General features: G+C 68.3%; 14 protein-coding genes. 11 read left to right on the top strand and 3 right to left on the bottom strand.

All coding sequences use genetic code 11. The features are described 5' to 3' along the window. Position 1: 1 nt before the first annotated feature. The 3 genes from NJF35_RS08855 to cobG are packed head-to-tail and all read right to left on the bottom strand — an operon-like array spanning position 2 to position 2,683. Positions 2-733: a precorrin-2 C(20)-methyltransferase gene (locus NJF35_RS08855; RefSeq protein ID WP_225790624.1), complete on the bottom strand. Its 732-nt coding sequence runs from the start codon at positions 731-733 to the stop codon at positions 2-4. Beyond that, positions 733-1,359 (bottom strand): precorrin-8X methylmutase, encoded by a 627-nt coding sequence (locus NJF35_RS08850; RefSeq protein WP_225790623.1) that lies wholly within the window; start codon positions 1,357-1,359, stop codon positions 733-735. The genes NJF35_RS08855 and NJF35_RS08850 overlap by 1 nt, the downstream gene beginning before the upstream one ends. Next, positions 1,352-2,683, bottom strand: a complete 1,332-nt coding sequence (gene cobG / locus NJF35_RS08845) for a precorrin-3B synthase (RefSeq protein WP_225790622.1) — start codon at positions 2,681-2,683, stop codon at positions 1,352-1,354. Before cobG ends, NJF35_RS08850 begins: the two co-directional genes overlap by 8 nt. Before the next feature lie 133 nt (positions 2,684-2,816). Between cobG and cbiE the strand changes: the two genes are divergently transcribed. From cbiE to cycA, 11 genes are all read left to right on the top strand, one after another. Next, the gene (gene cbiE, locus NJF35_RS08840; RefSeq protein WP_225790633.1) at positions 2,817-4,028 is read left to right on the top strand and encodes a precorrin-6y C5,15-methyltransferase (decarboxylating) subunit CbiE; all 1,212 of its coding nucleotides are present in this window, start codon (positions 2,817-2,819) and stop codon (positions 4,026-4,028) included. Further along, positions 4,021-5,115, top strand: a complete 1,095-nt coding sequence (locus NJF35_RS08835; protein WP_225790621.1) for a cobalt-precorrin-5B (C(1))-methyltransferase — start codon at positions 4,021-4,023, stop codon at positions 5,113-5,115. Before cbiE ends, NJF35_RS08835 begins: the two co-directional genes overlap by 8 nt. Then, a complete protein-coding gene (locus NJF35_RS08830) occupies positions 5,112-5,849 on the top strand; it encodes a cobalt-precorrin-6A reductase (RefSeq protein WP_225790620.1) in 738 nt (245 codons plus the stop codon). Before NJF35_RS08835 ends, NJF35_RS08830 begins: the two co-directional genes overlap by 4 nt. A 232-nt stretch (positions 5,850-6,081) precedes the next feature. Continuing rightward, positions 6,082-6,519, top strand: coding sequence for an NfeD family protein (locus NJF35_RS08825; protein WP_225790619.1), 438 nt, complete (start codon positions 6,082-6,084; stop codon positions 6,517-6,519). Between the two features lie 26 nt (positions 6,520-6,545). Next, positions 6,546-7,403: an SPFH domain-containing protein gene (locus NJF35_RS08820; RefSeq protein WP_225790618.1), complete on the top strand. Its 858-nt coding sequence runs from the start codon at positions 6,546-6,548 to the stop codon at positions 7,401-7,403. 350 nt (positions 7,404-7,753) lie between these two features. Beyond that, positions 7,754-8,143 carry a DUF2946 domain-containing protein gene (locus NJF35_RS08815; protein WP_225790617.1) on the top strand — a complete coding sequence of 130 codons (390 nt, stop codon included), beginning with the start codon at positions 7,754-7,756 and terminating at the stop codon, positions 8,141-8,143. Between the two features lie 48 nt (positions 8,144-8,191). Further along, positions 8,192-8,674 (top strand): copper chaperone PCu(A)C, encoded by a 483-nt coding sequence (locus tag NJF35_RS08810; RefSeq protein ID WP_225790616.1) that lies wholly within the window; start codon positions 8,192-8,194, stop codon positions 8,672-8,674. Positions 8,675-8,693: 19 nt separating this feature from the next. Continuing rightward, complete coding sequence (locus NJF35_RS08805; protein ID WP_225790615.1) at positions 8,694-9,116, top strand: DUF2946 domain-containing protein; 423 nt, start codon at positions 8,694-8,696, stop codon at positions 9,114-9,116. Positions 9,117-9,183: 67 nt separating this feature from the next. Then, on the top strand, positions 9,184-11,250 hold the full coding sequence (locus tag NJF35_RS08800) for a TonB-dependent copper receptor (protein ID WP_225790614.1): 2,067 nt from the start codon (positions 9,184-9,186) through the stop codon (positions 11,248-11,250). A 60-nt stretch (positions 11,251-11,310) separates the two neighbouring features. Further along, on the top strand, positions 11,311-12,675 hold the full coding sequence (locus tag NJF35_RS08795; protein WP_225790613.1) for a PepSY-associated TM helix domain-containing protein: 1,365 nt from the start codon (positions 11,311-11,313) through the stop codon (positions 12,673-12,675). 231 nt (positions 12,676-12,906) lie between these two features. Next, the gene (gene cycA / locus NJF35_RS08790; protein WP_225790612.1) at positions 12,907-14,322 is read left to right on the top strand and encodes a D-serine/D-alanine/glycine transporter; all 1,416 of its coding nucleotides are present in this window, start codon (positions 12,907-12,909) and stop codon (positions 14,320-14,322) included. Positions 14,323-14,450: the final 128 nt, after the last annotated feature.

Raw genomic sequence — 14,450 nt, 5'->3', positions numbered from 1 at the left:
TTCATCCCTGCCATTTTTCACCCGGCACGACGATCAGCGAGAAGTACGGCGACGACTGCGGGTCCACCTCGTCCAGCGGGACGATCTTCTGGTTGGCCATGGTCGCCCGCTCGACGTACAGCGCACGCCGCTCCAGCCCCAGCTCGCCCAGCACCTGGCGCACCTTGGGGAAGTTGCGCCCCAGCTTCATGATCACCGCCGCATCGGCATCGGCCAGGCGACGCTTGAGCTCGTCGTGGGGCAGCACGCCCGACAACACCGACAGGCTCTGGTTGCGATACACCAGCGGCGCGCCCAGCACCGAGGCGCCACCGAGCATCGAGCAGACGCCCGGCACCACCTCGGCCGGGTAGCGCTGGGCAAGGCGGTCGTGCAGGTACATATAGGAGCCATAGAAGAACGGGTCGCCCTCGCAGATCACCGCCACGTCGCGGCCAGCATCCAGGTGCGCCGCCACCTGCAGGCTGGCTTCGTCGTAGAAGTCGCTGATCACCTGCTCGTAGGACAACGGTGCCGGCAGCACCTCGGTGGTCACCGGGTAGACCAACGCCAGCAGGGTTTGCGCCGGTTGCAGGTGCGCCTCGATGATGCCGAAGGCATTGCCGCGCTTGCCCTTGGCCACGAAGTAGGCCACCACCGGCGCTTCGCGCAGCAGGCGCAGGGCCTTGACCGTGATCAACTCCGGGTCGCCGGGGCCGACGCCCAGGCCGAGCAGACGTCCACGTGGCTGCATCACTCCACCTCCGTGGCCAGGGCGTTGACGGCGGCGGCGGCCATGGCGCTGCCGCCCAGGCGGCCTTGCATGATCACGAACGGCACGCCACGGCTGTCGGCAGCGAGCATGGCCTTGGATTCGGCCGCACCGACGAAGCCCACCGGGAAGCCGAGGATCAGTGCCGGCCTGGGTGCGCCGGCGTCGAGCATCTCCAGCAGGTAGAACAGCGCGGTCGGGGCATTGCCGATCACTACCACGCTGCCCTCCAGGTGCGGGCGCCACAGTTCCAGGGCCACCGCCGAACGGGTGTTGCCCAGCTCGCGGGCCAGGTCCGGCACGCTCGGGTCGCGCAGGGTGCAGATCACCTCGTTGTGGGCCGGCAGGCGTGCGCGGGTGATGCCTTCGGCGACCATGTGCGCGTCGCAGAGGATCGGCGCGCCCTTGGCCAGGGCTTCGCGCCCGGCACGGCCAGCGCCCTCGGAGAATTGCAGGCCATCGATGGCCTCGACCATGCCGCAGGCATGGATCACCCGCACGGCGAGCTTCTCCAGGTCGGCGGGAATCCGCTCGAGACGGGCTTGCTCGCGGATGATCCGGAAGGAATTGCGATAGATCTCCTGACCATCGCGGATGTAGTCAATCATCAAGGTGCTCCGTGGGCAGGTCGAGCAGGGCGCCTGCTTCTTCTGGGGTGAGGTCGGTCGCGCGCAGCACACCGAATCCTGGCAGGCGCGCATCACGCAAATACAGGTCGTAACGGCCCGGTGCACGGGCCAGCAGGGTGGCCGGGGCGACATGGGCCACGGCGCAGGAACGGGGGCAGCCAGACAGGTGCACGCTGCCCGGGCCGCCCTGGTGCAGCAGGCCGGCGAGCACGACGGCATCGGCCTTGGTATCGGCCTGGGCCTTGGCGCAGCCACGGCTGCCGGTGCAGGCGACCAGGCGTGTCAACGGTTGCCCGGCGCTGCACAGCAGGCCCAGCGCCGCCAGTTCGGCCAGGCCCTCGTGGGCACGCGCAGGGTCGAAGCCGGGCAGCAGCAGGCTTTGCCAGGGGCTCAGGCGCAGGCTGCCATCGCCGGCCTCGCGCGCCAGCCGGGCAGCGCCGCGCAGCATGGCCGGGGTCAGTCGCCCCAAGGGCGGGGCGACGCCCAGGGCAAGGCCCTGGCGCTGGGGCAAAACACCCAGCCATTTGGCCCGGGATGCCGGGCGCCGCCAAGCGAGCACGGCCGCATCACGCCGGATAGCCAGCCCCAGCCCCGCGACGAAGGCGTCGGCCGGGCACGCATCGAGCAGATGGCGCATCCGCGACTGCTCCGGCCTCGCCAGGTCGAGGAAGCGCTCCAGCACCGCGCGAACCAGGGCCAGGCCCTGCTCCACCGGCACGGCGCCCAATGCCCGCTGCTGCGCCGGGCAACCCGCCAGGCCGAAGGCCAGCCAGGTACGCTGCTCCAGCCGCACGGCCGACAGCCATAGGTCATGGGGGTGTTCGAGCATCGCCAGGCCTTCGCCGCCATCGAGCTGCACGGCGAACTTGGCCGACAGCTCGTGCAGGCGCGGGGTGGTTTCCAGCATCCGCAGGAGCTGCGCCGCCAGCGGGCGAACATCGAGCAGCATGAGGGGGTCGAGGCCGGCCAGGGGGCTGAGCATCAGGTTGCGCACATCGTCGCCAGCCGCCTCGCGTGGGCCCAGGCCGGCGGCCAGCAAGGCGTCGAGCAGGCCGTGGTGGTCGGCGCCGATGCCACGGACCTGCAGGTTGCCACGGTTGGTCGCCTCGATCACACCGCCGGCGAAACGCTCGGCGGCATCGGCCACGGCGTCGGCCTGGTCGGCCAGCAGCACGCCACCGGGCAGCTTGATCCGACAGATCCCGCCGTCACGGGCCGTGACGATGCGCCACAACCCCGGGCAGGCCGAGGGGCGGGGCGAAACGTCGGGGGCGAGGACCTGCGTCAAAGGGGCATCCGGCAATCGTGAAAGTGCGCTTGAGTGTAGAAGGCGCGGTATTATGCCTGCTTTGCTCGACGGCATGAAAAACCGGCGGTCGAGCGTGATGATTCCGGGACCGCTTCGCGCCCCCGATTGATGGATGAGCAAGCAAACAATGACCCCCTGGCTGACAGTAGTAGGCATCGGCGAAGACGGCTTCAGCGGCCTGGGCAAGCAGGCCCGCCGCGCCCTGCTCTCGGCCTCGCGGATCTTCGGCAGCCCGCGCCAGTTGGCGCTGCTCCCGCGCTGCGTGGTCGGCGAACGCAACCACTGGCCCAGCCCCTTCGCGCTGGCCCCGCTGCTGGCCCTGCGCGGCGAGCCGGTCTGCGTGCTGGCCAGCGGCGATCCGATGTTCTATGGCGTCGGCGCCAGCCTGGCGCGGCAGCTCCCCGCCGGGGAAATGCAGGTGCTGTCGATGCCGTCCTCCTGCGCCCTGGCCGCCGCCCGCCTGGGCTGGCCCCTGCAGGAGGTGCAGGTGCTGTCGATCGTCGCCCGCCCCCTGGCCACGCTCAACGCCCAGCTCCACAGCGGCGTGCGCCTGTTCGTCCTGAGCAATGACGGCGACAGCCCGGCCGCGATCGCCGCGTTGCTGCGCGAGCGCGGTTTCGGGCCGAGCCGGATGCATGTCCTGGAACACCTCGGCGGGCCACAGGAGCGTCAGCTGTCCGGTACCGCCGAGGACTGGCCGCATACGCACGTCGCCGCCCTCAACCTGGTGGCCCTCGAATGCCTCGCCGCACCCGACGCACCTCGCCTGCCTTGCACCGCCGGCCTACCGGACAGCGCCTTGCGCCACGATGGCCAACTGACCAAGCGCGACGTACGCGCCATCACCCTGGCCCGCCTGGCGCCCACCCCAGGCGAACTGCTCTGGGACGTGGGCGCAGGCTGTGGCTCCATCGGCATCGAGTGGATGCGCGCCCACCCCAGTTGCCGAGCCCTGGCCATCGAGGCCGACGAAGGCCGCCAGGCGTTCATCGAGTACAACCGCGATGAGCTCGGCGTGCCCGGCCTGCAACTGATCCGGGGCAAGGCGCCCGAAGCCCTGGTCGGCCTGGAACGGCCCGATGCGATCTTCATCGGCGGCGGAGTCACCCGTGAAGGCGTGCTGCCCCTGTGCTGGGAACGGCTGCGCCCCGGCGGACGGCTGGTGGCCAACGCCGTGACCCTGCAGAGCGAACTGGCCCTGGCGCATTTTCGCCAGGCCCATGGCGGCGAGCTGACCCGTATCCATGTGGCCCAGGCCCAGCCGCTGGGTGCCTTCGACACCTGGCGCCAGGCCTTGCCGATCACCCTGCTCGAGGTGGTGAAGCCCGCCGATGCGTGAAGAAACCCGCGAACGGCCCGCGCCCCTGCGCAGCGGCCTGACCACTGGCAGCTGCGCCACCGCCACCAGCCTGGCCGCGGCGCGCCTGCTGCTGACCGGCCAGTGCGACGATGCCGTGCGCATCACCCTGCCCAAGGGCAGGCAGGTGCAGATGCGCCTGGAGTTCTGCCGCCGCGAGGGCGAAAGCGCCGAGGCCGGCACCTTGAAAGACGCCGGCGACGACCCGGACGTGACCCACGGCGCCCTGCTCTACAGCCAGGTGCGCCTGCTCGCCGAGCCCGGCATCCGCTTCGTCGCCGGCAAGGGGGTGGGCACCGTCACGCGCCCAGGCTTGGTCCTGCCGGTGGGCGAGCCCGCCATCAACCCGGTACCACGGCGGATGATCAGCGAGCACCTGCAACAACTGGCCGATGCCTGCGCCTACGATGGCGGCTTCGAAGTGACGGTCAACGTGCGCGACGGCGAGCAGCTCGCCCTGAAGACCATGAACCCGCGCCTAGGCATCCTCGGTGGGCTGTCGATCCTGGGCACCAGCGGCATCGTCCGGCCGTTCTCCTGCTCGGCCTACATCGCCTCGATCCAGCAGGGCATCGATGTCGCCCATACCAATGGCTACACGCATATCGCCGCGTGCACCGGCAATGCCAGCGAGGACACCATGCGCCGGGTCTACGGCCTGCCGGAAATCGCCTTGATCGAGATGGGCGACTTCGTCGGCGCGGTGCTCAAGCACCTGCGCAAGGTGCCAGTGGCGCGCCTGAGCCTGTGCGGCGGCTTCGGCAAGATCAGCAAGCTGGCCGCCGGGCACATGGACCTGCACAGCCGCAGTTCGAGCATCGACCTGCCGCAACTGGCCGGCTGGGCGGCACACATCGGCGCCGACGCGGCCCTGCAGGCGGCGATCGTCGGCGCCAACACCAGCCAGCAGGCCCTGGCCCTGGCCCATGCGGCAGGCGTGCCCCTGGGCGATGCGGTGTGCACCCATGCTCTGGCCTTCGCCCGCAGCGTGGTGCCCGCCCAGGTGCAGGTCGAGGTGTTCGCCATCGACCGCCAAGGCGGCATCGTCGGCCAGGCGGGCGTGCAATGAGCAGGCGCATCCTGCTGTTGGGCGGCATCAGCGAGGCGCTGGCCATCGCTCGCCAGTTGGGCCCTGAGCATGTCTACAGCCTGGCCGGCATCGGCCGCGTCCCCCAGGACCTGGCCTGCCAGGTGCGGGTCGGCGGCTATGGCGGCGCCGAAGGGCTGGCGACCTACCTGCGCCAGGGCGGCATCGACCTGTTGCTCGACGCCACCCACCCCTACGCCGCGCAGATCAGCCGCAATGCCGCGCAGGCCGCGCAAGCCGTGGGCATCCCCTGCTGGGCCCTGCGCCGTCCGGCCTGGCAGGCGCAACCCGGTGACGACTGGCGCGAGGTGGCGGGCTGGGCCGAGCTGATCGAAGCCCTCGCGCCCTTCCAGCGCCCGCTGTTCACGCTCGGCCGCGAACCCCTGCAGCACCTGGACGAGATCCCGCCACGGCAGTTCTGGACCCTGCGTGCTCTGGAGGCCTGCCCGGGCAACGCACGCTGCGAGGTGATCGGCGCCCGTGGACCGTTTCGCCTCGAGGACGAGCGCGCGCTGTTCGAACGACGGCGGATCGATGTGCTGGTGAGCAAGAACAGCGGCAGCGCCGCCACCGAACCGAAGCTGGAGGTGGCCCGGGAACGGGGCGTGCCGGTACTGGTGCTGAAGCGGCCGGTGCTGCCTGGCGTGGATCGCGAGTTCTCGGATGTTCGCCTGTTGCGGGAGGCCATTGGCTGCTTCGTATCCGCTCGGGTGTAACATAGATTCCATTGATGTATGTGCACCTCGGCATAGAACGGACGTTCATTGCCAGGGAAGCTCGCCATCTTGCGCGTGGGAGCCTGACTGGCGTCAGCCAACTGACCCGCTCCAGCGAATCCCCTGACAGCGAAAACGGAAAACCTTCCCTGCACAGCGGGCGGCATCGGATGGCCGTTTGCCGCCCCCATGCCTTAAACTCTTTCCCCCTCTCTTGGAAGGCCTTGCCCATATGGAAATGCAATGGTGGATCTGGCTCGTCTTCGGCGTGGCGTTGATCCTGCTGGAACTGGTCCTGCCGACGTTCTTCATCCTCTGGTTCGGCATCGGTGCCGTGCTGGTGGCGTTGATCGCCCTGCTCGCGCCCAGCCTGCAGCTGGACATGCAGGTGTTGCTCTGGGTGCTGCTCTCCTCCGTCACCACCGCCTTGTGGTTCAAGCTGTTCCGGCGCAAGAAGCCGGACGTGCGCTGGACCGCCGACAGCGTGATCGGCGAGGTCGGCCTGCTGACCCTGGGCGTCTCGGAGTTTCAGAAAGGCCGCGTGCGTTTCCAGAAGCCTGTGCTCGGCAACGAGGAATGGGTGTGCATCGCCGACAGCGAGATCCCCGCCGGCGAGCGCGTGCGCCTGGCCGCCATCGAAGGCAACACCGCCCGGGTCACCCGGGCCTGAACCCGCATTAAAAGGAAGTTCACCCCATGACCAGCCTCATCGTCGTCGCCGCCCTGGCCCTGTTCGTCCTCGTCACCGTGTTCAAGGGGGTACGTATCGTGCCCCAGGGCGAGGAATGGATCGTCGAGCGCCTGGGCCGCTACCACAACACGCTCAAGCCCGGCCTGAACATCGTCATCCCCTACATGGACGTGGTCGCCTACCGCCTGCCGACCAAGGACATCATCCTCGACGTGCAGGAGCAGGAGATCATCACCCGCGACAACGCGGTGATCGTCGCCAACGCCCTGTGCTTCGCCAAGGTGGTGGACCCGCAGAAGGCCTCCTATGGCGTGCAGAACTTCTCCTTCGCCGTCACCAGCCTGACCATGACCTCGCTGCGAGCCATCGTCGGCGCCATGGACCTGGACGAAGCGCTGTCCAGCCGCGAGCAGATCAAGGCGCGCCTGCGCGAAGCCATGTCCGAGCAGACCGAGGACTGGGGCGTGACCGTGCGCTCCGTGGAGATCCAGGACATCAAGCCGTCGGAGAACATGCAGGTCGCCATGGAGCGCCAGGCGGCGGCCGAGCGTGAGCGCAAGGCCGACGTGACCCGCGCCGAAGGCGCCAAGCAGGCCGCGATCCTCGAGGCCGAGGCGCGCCTGCAGGCGGCCAAGCTGGACGCCGAGGCGCAGATCAACCTGGCCGAGGCCTCGGCCCGGGCCATCTCGCTGGTCAAGGAAGCGGTCGGCAGCGAGACCGTGCCGGCCATGTACCTGCTGGGCGAGCGCTACATCGGCGCCATGGAGAACCTGGCGGGCAGCGACAATGCCAAGGTCGTGGTGCTGCCCGCCGACCTGCAGGAGACCGTGCGCGGGCTGCTGGGGCGCAACAAGGCGGTCTGATCGAGCAACGTTCTTCGCGGGCAAGCCCTTGCCAGACACCGGTGCGGCATTGGGGCTGCTTTGCAGCCCATCGCCGGCAAGCCGGCTCCCACCAGAGTCCTCTGCAAGGCACATGATTCGTGAGCACCACCGGCCCTGTGGGAGCCGGCTTGCCGGCGATGGGGCGCGAAGCGGCCCCAAAATGGCAGTGAACTGACCATCATGGGGGTAAGCCCAATCGACCGCGCTGTGCACAACACCCCGGCCTTATACCGAAGGGCCGCCCCAGCCTGCGGCACTTCACCGCACCCCGGCATTTTTTCCTATACTCGGCCTTACAATGACCACCTGATTCCTGACCGGATCTCTCCATGACCTCACGTCGGCACATCGCCTGGATAGCCTGCTTGGCAGTGCTGTTCAACCTGCTGGCCATGCCGCTGTCCTCGGCCGCGCCCAAGGGGCCGGCCGAGCAGTTGCTGTGGGGTGCCTTCTGTTCCAGCGTCGCCGGCAAGGCCAAGGTCGATGTACAGGCCCTGGCCAAGATCGACCTTGGCCAGCAAGGCGACGATCATTCGGCCATGCAGCACTGCTGGTGCTGCTCCGGCACCGCGCCGCTGCTGGCCCTGCCGGGCCATGCCCCGCAGTTGCGCAGCCCTGCGGCGCAGTTCTTGGGCCATGCCCCCCAACTCGCCGCCTACCAGCCCACACCGCGCCAGCAATGGCCCGCGCTCAATCCCCGCGCCTCTCCCCTGGCTTGAGTTCACCGCACCGTCGCCCTGAACCCGAACAGACCGGAGATCTCAACCATGTTCAAGCACGCCCTCGTCCTGGCCGCCCTGCTGCTGCCCGGCGCCTTCGCCAACGCCCATGAATACACCCAGGGCGACCTGCACATCGCCCACCCCTGGTCGTTGCAGCTGCCACCGAACGCCCCCAACGTGGCCGCGTACTTCATCGTGCACAACAACGGCAAGGCCGATGACCGCCTGCTGGGCGCCGACAGCCCGCTGAGCGATGACGTGCAACTGCACGAACACGCCAAGGCCGCCAGCGGCGCCATGAAGATGCAACAGGTGCCCAACGTGCTCGTCCCCGCCGGCAAGGACCTGACCTTCTCTCCCGGCGCCTACCACGTGATGCTGATGCAACCGAAGGACCGCAGCCTGCTCGTCGATGGCAAGCGCTTCCCGCTGACCTTGCACTTCGAGAAGGCCGGCGACATCACCGTCGAGGTCGCCGTGCAACAGCAGCCGCCGGCCGATCAGCCAGGGCACGACCACGCGCACTGACCGCTGACGGGCGCTCGCCATGAGCCTGCCGCGCAACCGGATCACCCGCTCCACCCGCCCTGTTCGCAGGCGCGTCGGTGGCGGCTGGCTGAGCCTGTTCGCCATGTGGATGATCTTCATCGGCCCACTGGTCTCCCAGTCGATGCCGATGGAGCACCACGCCAGCATGCCCATGCCGATGGACATGTCCATGTCCGCCGGCCATCACCATGGCGATGACGCGCATCACGGCGACGGCCACCAGCATGCCCTTTGGGAAAAGTGCGGCTACTGCAGCCTGCTGTTCAACTGCCCAGCCCTGCCCCAAGCCCTCAGCCCGCTCAGCGTCGGCCTCGTCATTCCCTCCACGCACCTCTTCACCCCAACGCGCCAGGGCCATGCCCGGCAGGCCGTGTTCCCCGGTGCGCGCAGCCGCGCGCCGCCCCTCCCGATCAGCGTCTGAACACTTTTTTTGTCGCACGGAGCCAGGAGGCTTCGCGCCCACTCACGACTGATCGACGGAAAATTCCATGTCCGGCTGTACCCCTGCTTTCGCCTTGTCCCTGCGTGGGACCATCGCCTTGCTCTGCGGCTCGCTGCTCGCGCCCCTGGCCCTGGCCACCGAAACCGGCCACGAAGGCCACGAGCACGACCCGGCCGAACTGAGCCCCACAGTCATCACCGCCATCGCGCCCAGTTCGCCGCTGACCGTGGTCACCAACCCCAAGGACCCACGCCAGCCCGTGCCGGCCAGCGACGGCGCCGACTACCTCAAGACCATCCCCGGCTTCTCGGCGATCCGCTCCGGCGGCACCAACGGCGACCCAGTGCTGCGCGGCATGTTCGGCTCGCGCCTGAACATCCTCACCAACGGCGGCGTGATGCTCGGCGCCTGCCCCAACCGCATGGACGCCCCGACCTCCTACATCTCGCCGGAAACCTACGACCGCCTCACCGTGATCAAAGGCCCGCAAAGCGTGATCTGGGGCCCCGGCGGTTCGGCCGGGACCATTCTCTTCGAGCGCGAACCAGAACGCTTCGGCGAACTGGGCAGCCGCGTCGACGCGAGCCTGCTGGCCGGTTCCAATGGCCGCTTCGACAAGGTGCTGGACGCCGCCGCCGGCAACAGGCAGGCCTATGCGCGCTTCGTCGGCAACCAGTCGCGCTCGGACGACTACGAGGACGGCAATGGCGACACCGTGCCGTCGCGCTGGGACAAATGGAACGGCGATGTCACCCTCGGCTGGACGCCAGACGCCGACACCCTGCTGGAGCTGACCGCCGGCAAGGGCGACGGCGAGGCCCGCTACGCCGGGCGCGGCATGGACGGCTCGCAGTTCAAGCGCGAGAGCCTGGGCCTGCGCTTCGAGAAGTCCAACCTCGGCGAGGTGCTCGACAAGGTCGAGGCGCAGGTCTACTACAACTACGCCGACCACGTGATGGACAACTACAGCCTGCGCACCCCGTCGGGCAGCGGCATGATGGGCATGCCCATGGTCAGCAACGTCGACCGTCGCACCCTGGGCGCGCGCATCAAGGCCACCTGGCGCTGGGCCGACGTGCAACTGGTCAGCGGCATCGACGCACAGACCAACGAACACCGCGCGCGCGGTGGCATGGGGGTCGATGCGCACAAGGGCCAGCCTTGGACCAAGGACGCCGACTTCCACAACTACGGTGCGTTCGGCGAGCTGACCTGGTACGCCACCGGCGAGGACCGCCTGGTCACTGGCGTGCGCCTCGACCGAGCCTCGGCCAGGGACTTGCGTGAAGGCAGCGCCACCGAAGGCGACACCCGCGCCGACACCCTGCCCAGCGGTTTCGTGCGCTACGAGCACGACCTGGCCTCGATCCCGGCGACCACCTACATCGGCCTCGGCCATGCCCAGCGTTTCCCTGACTATTGGGAGCTGTTCTCGCCCAAGCTGGCTCCGGACGGCGCGGCCAACGCCTTCGACGGCATCAAGCCAGAAAAGACCACCCAGCTCGACTTCGGCCTGCAGTACCGCGACGAGCGCCTGGAAGCCTGGGCCTCGGGTTATGTCGGGCAGGTCCGCGACTACATTCTGTTCGACTACCGTCCCGGCATGATGGGCATGCTCAGCTCCCAAGCCCAGAACATCGACGCCCGCATCATGGGTGGCGAACTGGGCGCGGCCTACAAGCTGACCGAGCGCTGGAAGGCCGACGCCACCCTGGCCTACGCCTGGGGCAAGAACAGCAGCGATGGCAAGGCGCTGCCGCAGATGCCTCCCCTGGAAAGTCGGCTGGGCCTGACCTACAGCCGCGATACCTGGAGCGTCGGTGCCTTGTGGCGGCTGGTGGCGGCGCAGAACCGTATCGCCGAGAACCAGGGCAACGTGGTCGGCAAGGACTATGAGAAGAGCGCCGGCTTCGGCGTGTTCTCGCTCAACGGCGCCTACAAGGTCAGCCGCAACCTCAAGCTCAGCGCCGGCGTCGACAACCTGTTCGACAAGGCCTACGCCGAGCACCTGAACCTGGCCGGGAACGCCGGGTTCGGCTACCCGGCCACGGACCCGCGGCCGGTGAACGAGCCAGGCAGGACCTTCTGGACCAAGGTCGACATCAGCTTCTGACAACAACGAACCGAGCGCGGCCAGCACCGCGCCCCAACCTGGTCATATGGGGAGGTTCCCATGAGCACACCACGCATCTCCTTCTACAACCTGGCCTGGCGCTGGCATTTCTACGCCGGGCTGTTCGTCGCGCCGTTCATGATCCTGCTGGCGATCACCGGGATCGTCTACCTGTTCAAGCCGCAGCTCGACCCGCTGATGTACCGCGACCTGATGGTGGTCGAGGCCGGCCATCACCGGCAAGGCGCCGACACCTTGCTGGCCGAGGTGCGCCAGGCTTATCCACAAGGGCATGTGGGGCAGTACCTGCCGCCGCTCAATGCCGAGCGCAGCGCACAGTTCGTGGTGCACGACGGCGGGCGCGAGCTGAACGTGTTCGTCGACCCTTACAGCGGCAAGGTACTCGGCGAACAGGACGGCAAGAACAACCTGCAGGCGATCGCCCGCGCCCTGCATGGCGAGCTGATGGTCGGCACACTGGGCGATCGCCTGGTGGAACTGGCCGCCGGCTGGGGCATCGTGCTGGTGGTGTCTGGCCTGTACCTGTGGTGGCCGCGCGGGCGCAACGGCGCCGGCGTGCTGTGGCCCCGCCTGTCGGCACGCGGCCGTGTGCTGTGGCGCGACCTGCATGCAGTCAGCGGTTTCTGGGGCTCGGCCCTGCTGTTGCTGATGCTGCTCAGTGGCATGACCTGGACCGGCCTGTGGGGCAAGCAGTACGCCGAATTGTGGAACCGCTTTCCCGCCGCCATGTGGAACGACGTACCCACCTCCGACCAGCAGGCCGGCGCGCTCAACCAGGCCCACCGCCAGACCGTGCCCTGGGCCCTGGAGAACACGCCGATGCCGGTCTCCGGCGCCCATGCCGAGCATGCCAGGCACCACACCATGGCCAGCGCACCGGCCGCGCCGCAGGTGAGCCTGCAGCAGGTCGAGGACATCGCCAGCGCACGCCAGGTCGAGCCCGGCTACAGCATCACCCTGCCGACCACGGCGGATGGGGTGTTCACTGTCGCGGTGTTCGCCGACGATCCGCGCAACGACGCCACCCTGCATGTGGACCAGTACACTGGCAAGGTCTTGGCCGATGTGCGCTGGCAGGACTACGGCCCGGTCGCCCGTGCCACCGAACTCGGGGTGATGCTGCATGAGGGGCGGATGTTCGGGCCGTTGAACCAGTTCATTATCCTGGTGGTGTGCCTGATGATCCTGCTGGGCTCGGTCAGTGGCCTGGTGATGTGGTGGAAGCGCCGGCCGACCGGTGGGCTGGGAGTGCCACCGCTGCGGCATGACCTGCCGCGCTGGAAGACCGCCGTGGGGGTGATGCTGGTGCTGGGCCTCGCCTTCCCGCTGGTCGGGGTGTCGATGCTGGTGATGTGGTTGGTCGACAGCCTGGCGGTGCGCCGCAAGGTGCTTGCCAGGGCTTGAGCCCCGGACCGCTTTGCGGCCCATCGCGGGCAAGCTCGCGCCTACAGGTAACCGCTGCCCTCGAGAGCGGCGCCGCCCCTGTGGGCGCGGGCTTGCCCGCGATTGGACTGCGCAGCAGCCCCTTGCGCGATCCCCGCTGGAGTCGATCTGCCGCGTCCCCCGACCGGAACACGCGTGTTAGCCTACCCGGCTTCCCGACAACAAGACCGACCCTCGATGGAATACAAGCCCATGACACGGACCTCTCCCACACCAGCAGATGACCAGCACCTGCAACGCAACCTGACCAACCGCCACATCCAGCTGATCGCCATCGGTGGCGCCATCGGCACCGGCCTGTTCATGGGCTCGGGCAAGACCATCAGCCTGGCGGGGCCGTCGATCATCTTCGTCTACATGATCATCGGCTTCATGCTGTTCTTCGTCATGCGCGCCATGGGCGAACTGCTGCTGTCGAACCTGAACTACAAGTCGTTCATCGACTTCTCCTCCGACCTGCTCGGCCCCTGGGCCGGCTATTTCACCGGCTGGACCTACTGGTTCTGCTGGGTCATCACCGGCATCGCCGACGTGATCGCCATCGCCGCCTACTCGCAGTTCTGGTTTCCCGACCTGCCCCAGTGGGTACCGGCGCTGGCCTGCGTCGGCGTGCTGCTGTCGCTGAACCTGATCACCGTGAAGATGTTCGGCGAGATCGAGTTCTGGTTCGCCATGATCAAGATCGTCGCCATCCTCGGCCTGGTCGCCACCGGCCTGTACATGGTCGTCAGCGGCTTCGAGTCGCCGGCTGGCCGCACCGCGAGCCTGGCCAACCTGTGGAACGACGACGGCATGTTCCCTCATGGCCTGATGGGCTTCTTCGCGGGCTTTCAGATCGCCGTGTTCGCCTTCGTCGGCATCGAGCTGGTGGGCACCACCGCCGCCGAGGCGAAGAACCCCGAGCGCACCTTGCCACGGGCGATCAACTCGATCCCGGTCCGCATCATCGTGTTCTATGTGCTGGCGCTGATCGCCATCATGGCCGTCACCCCGTGGCGCGACGTGGTGCCGGGCAAGAGCCCGTTCGTGGAGTTGTTCGTCCTGGCTGGCCTGCCGGCGGCGGCGAGCATCATCAACTTCGTGGTGCTGACCTCGGCCGCGTCCTCGGCCAACAGCGGCGTGTTCTCCACCAGCCGCATGCTCTATGGCCTGGCCCAGGAGGGCGACGCGCCCAAGGCCTTCGAGAAACTGTCGCGCCGCGCCGTGCCGGCCAACGGCCTGTACTTCTCCTGCACCTGCCTGCTGCTCGGTGCCGTGCTGATCTACGTGATCCCCGACCTGGTCGAGGCCTTCACCCTGGTCACTACCGTCTCGGCGCTGTTGTTCATGTTCGTCTGGACGCTGATCCTGCTGTCGTACCTGACCTACCGCAAGCAGCGCGCCGCCCTGCATGAGGCGTCGAAGTACAAGATGCCTGGCGGGCGCGTGATGTGCTACGTGTGCCTGGCGTTCTTCGCCTTCATCCTGGTGCTGCTGAGCCTGGAAGACGACACCCGTGCGGCCCTGGTGGTCACGCCGCTGTGGTTCGTGATCCTGGCGGTCACCTACCAGTTCGTGCGCAGCAAACGCCAGCTGCGTAGCACGGTGGGCGGTGTGCAGGACAACTGAGGCCCATTTGGGGCCGCCTCGCGGCCCCAATGCCGTGCACACCTGCCCTGCAGGCACCAAGCTGGACCGCCCCGGTGCCCCAGATCGTCGCCAACCCCGCCTGCCTCAAGCCTTTGCGCCTTCGGCAC

This window comes from Pseudomonas guariconensis (assembly GCF_024127895.1).
Classification (GTDB): domain Bacteria; phylum Pseudomonadota; class Gammaproteobacteria; order Pseudomonadales; family Pseudomonadaceae; genus Aquipseudomonas; species Aquipseudomonas guariconensis_B.
This window is presented reverse-complemented; position numbering and strand designations above follow the sequence as displayed.

Excerpts from the sequence above, each read along its gene's own strand:
- cbiE (WP_225790633.1), top strand. The coding sequence starts at position 2,817 with ATGACCCCCTGGCTGACAGTAGTAGGCATCGGCGAAGACGGCTTCAGC.
- NJF35_RS08850 (WP_225790623.1), bottom strand. The coding sequence starts at position 1,359 with ATGATTGACTACATCCGCGATGGTCAGGAGATCTATCGCAATTCCTTC.
- NJF35_RS08830 (WP_225790620.1), top strand. The coding sequence starts at position 5,112 with ATGAGCAGGCGCATCCTGCTGTTGGGCGGCATCAGCGAGGCGCTGGCC.
- NJF35_RS08835 (WP_225790621.1), top strand. The coding sequence starts at position 4,021 with ATGCGTGAAGAAACCCGCGAACGGCCCGCGCCCCTGCGCAGCGGCCTG.
- NJF35_RS08825 (WP_225790619.1), top strand. The coding sequence starts at position 6,082 with ATGGAAATGCAATGGTGGATCTGGCTCGTCTTCGGCGTGGCGTTGATC.
- cycA (WP_225790612.1), top strand. The coding sequence starts at position 12,907 with ATGACACGGACCTCTCCCACACCAGCAGATGACCAGCACCTGCAACGC.
- NJF35_RS08810 (WP_225790616.1), top strand. The coding sequence starts at position 8,192 with ATGTTCAAGCACGCCCTCGTCCTGGCCGCCCTGCTGCTGCCCGGCGCC.
- NJF35_RS08800 (WP_225790614.1), top strand. The coding sequence starts at position 9,184 with ATGTCCGGCTGTACCCCTGCTTTCGCCTTGTCCCTGCGTGGGACCATC.
- NJF35_RS08805 (WP_225790615.1), top strand. The coding sequence starts at position 8,694 with ATGAGCCTGCCGCGCAACCGGATCACCCGCTCCACCCGCCCTGTTCGC.
- NJF35_RS08820 (WP_225790618.1), top strand. The coding sequence starts at position 6,546 with ATGACCAGCCTCATCGTCGTCGCCGCCCTGGCCCTGTTCGTCCTCGTC.
- NJF35_RS08795 (WP_225790613.1), top strand. The coding sequence starts at position 11,311 with ATGAGCACACCACGCATCTCCTTCTACAACCTGGCCTGGCGCTGGCAT.
- NJF35_RS08855 (WP_225790624.1), bottom strand. The coding sequence starts at position 733 with ATGCAGCCACGTGGACGTCTGCTCGGCCTGGGCGTCGGCCCCGGCGAC.
- NJF35_RS08815 (WP_225790617.1), top strand. The coding sequence starts at position 7,754 with ATGACCTCACGTCGGCACATCGCCTGGATAGCCTGCTTGGCAGTGCTG.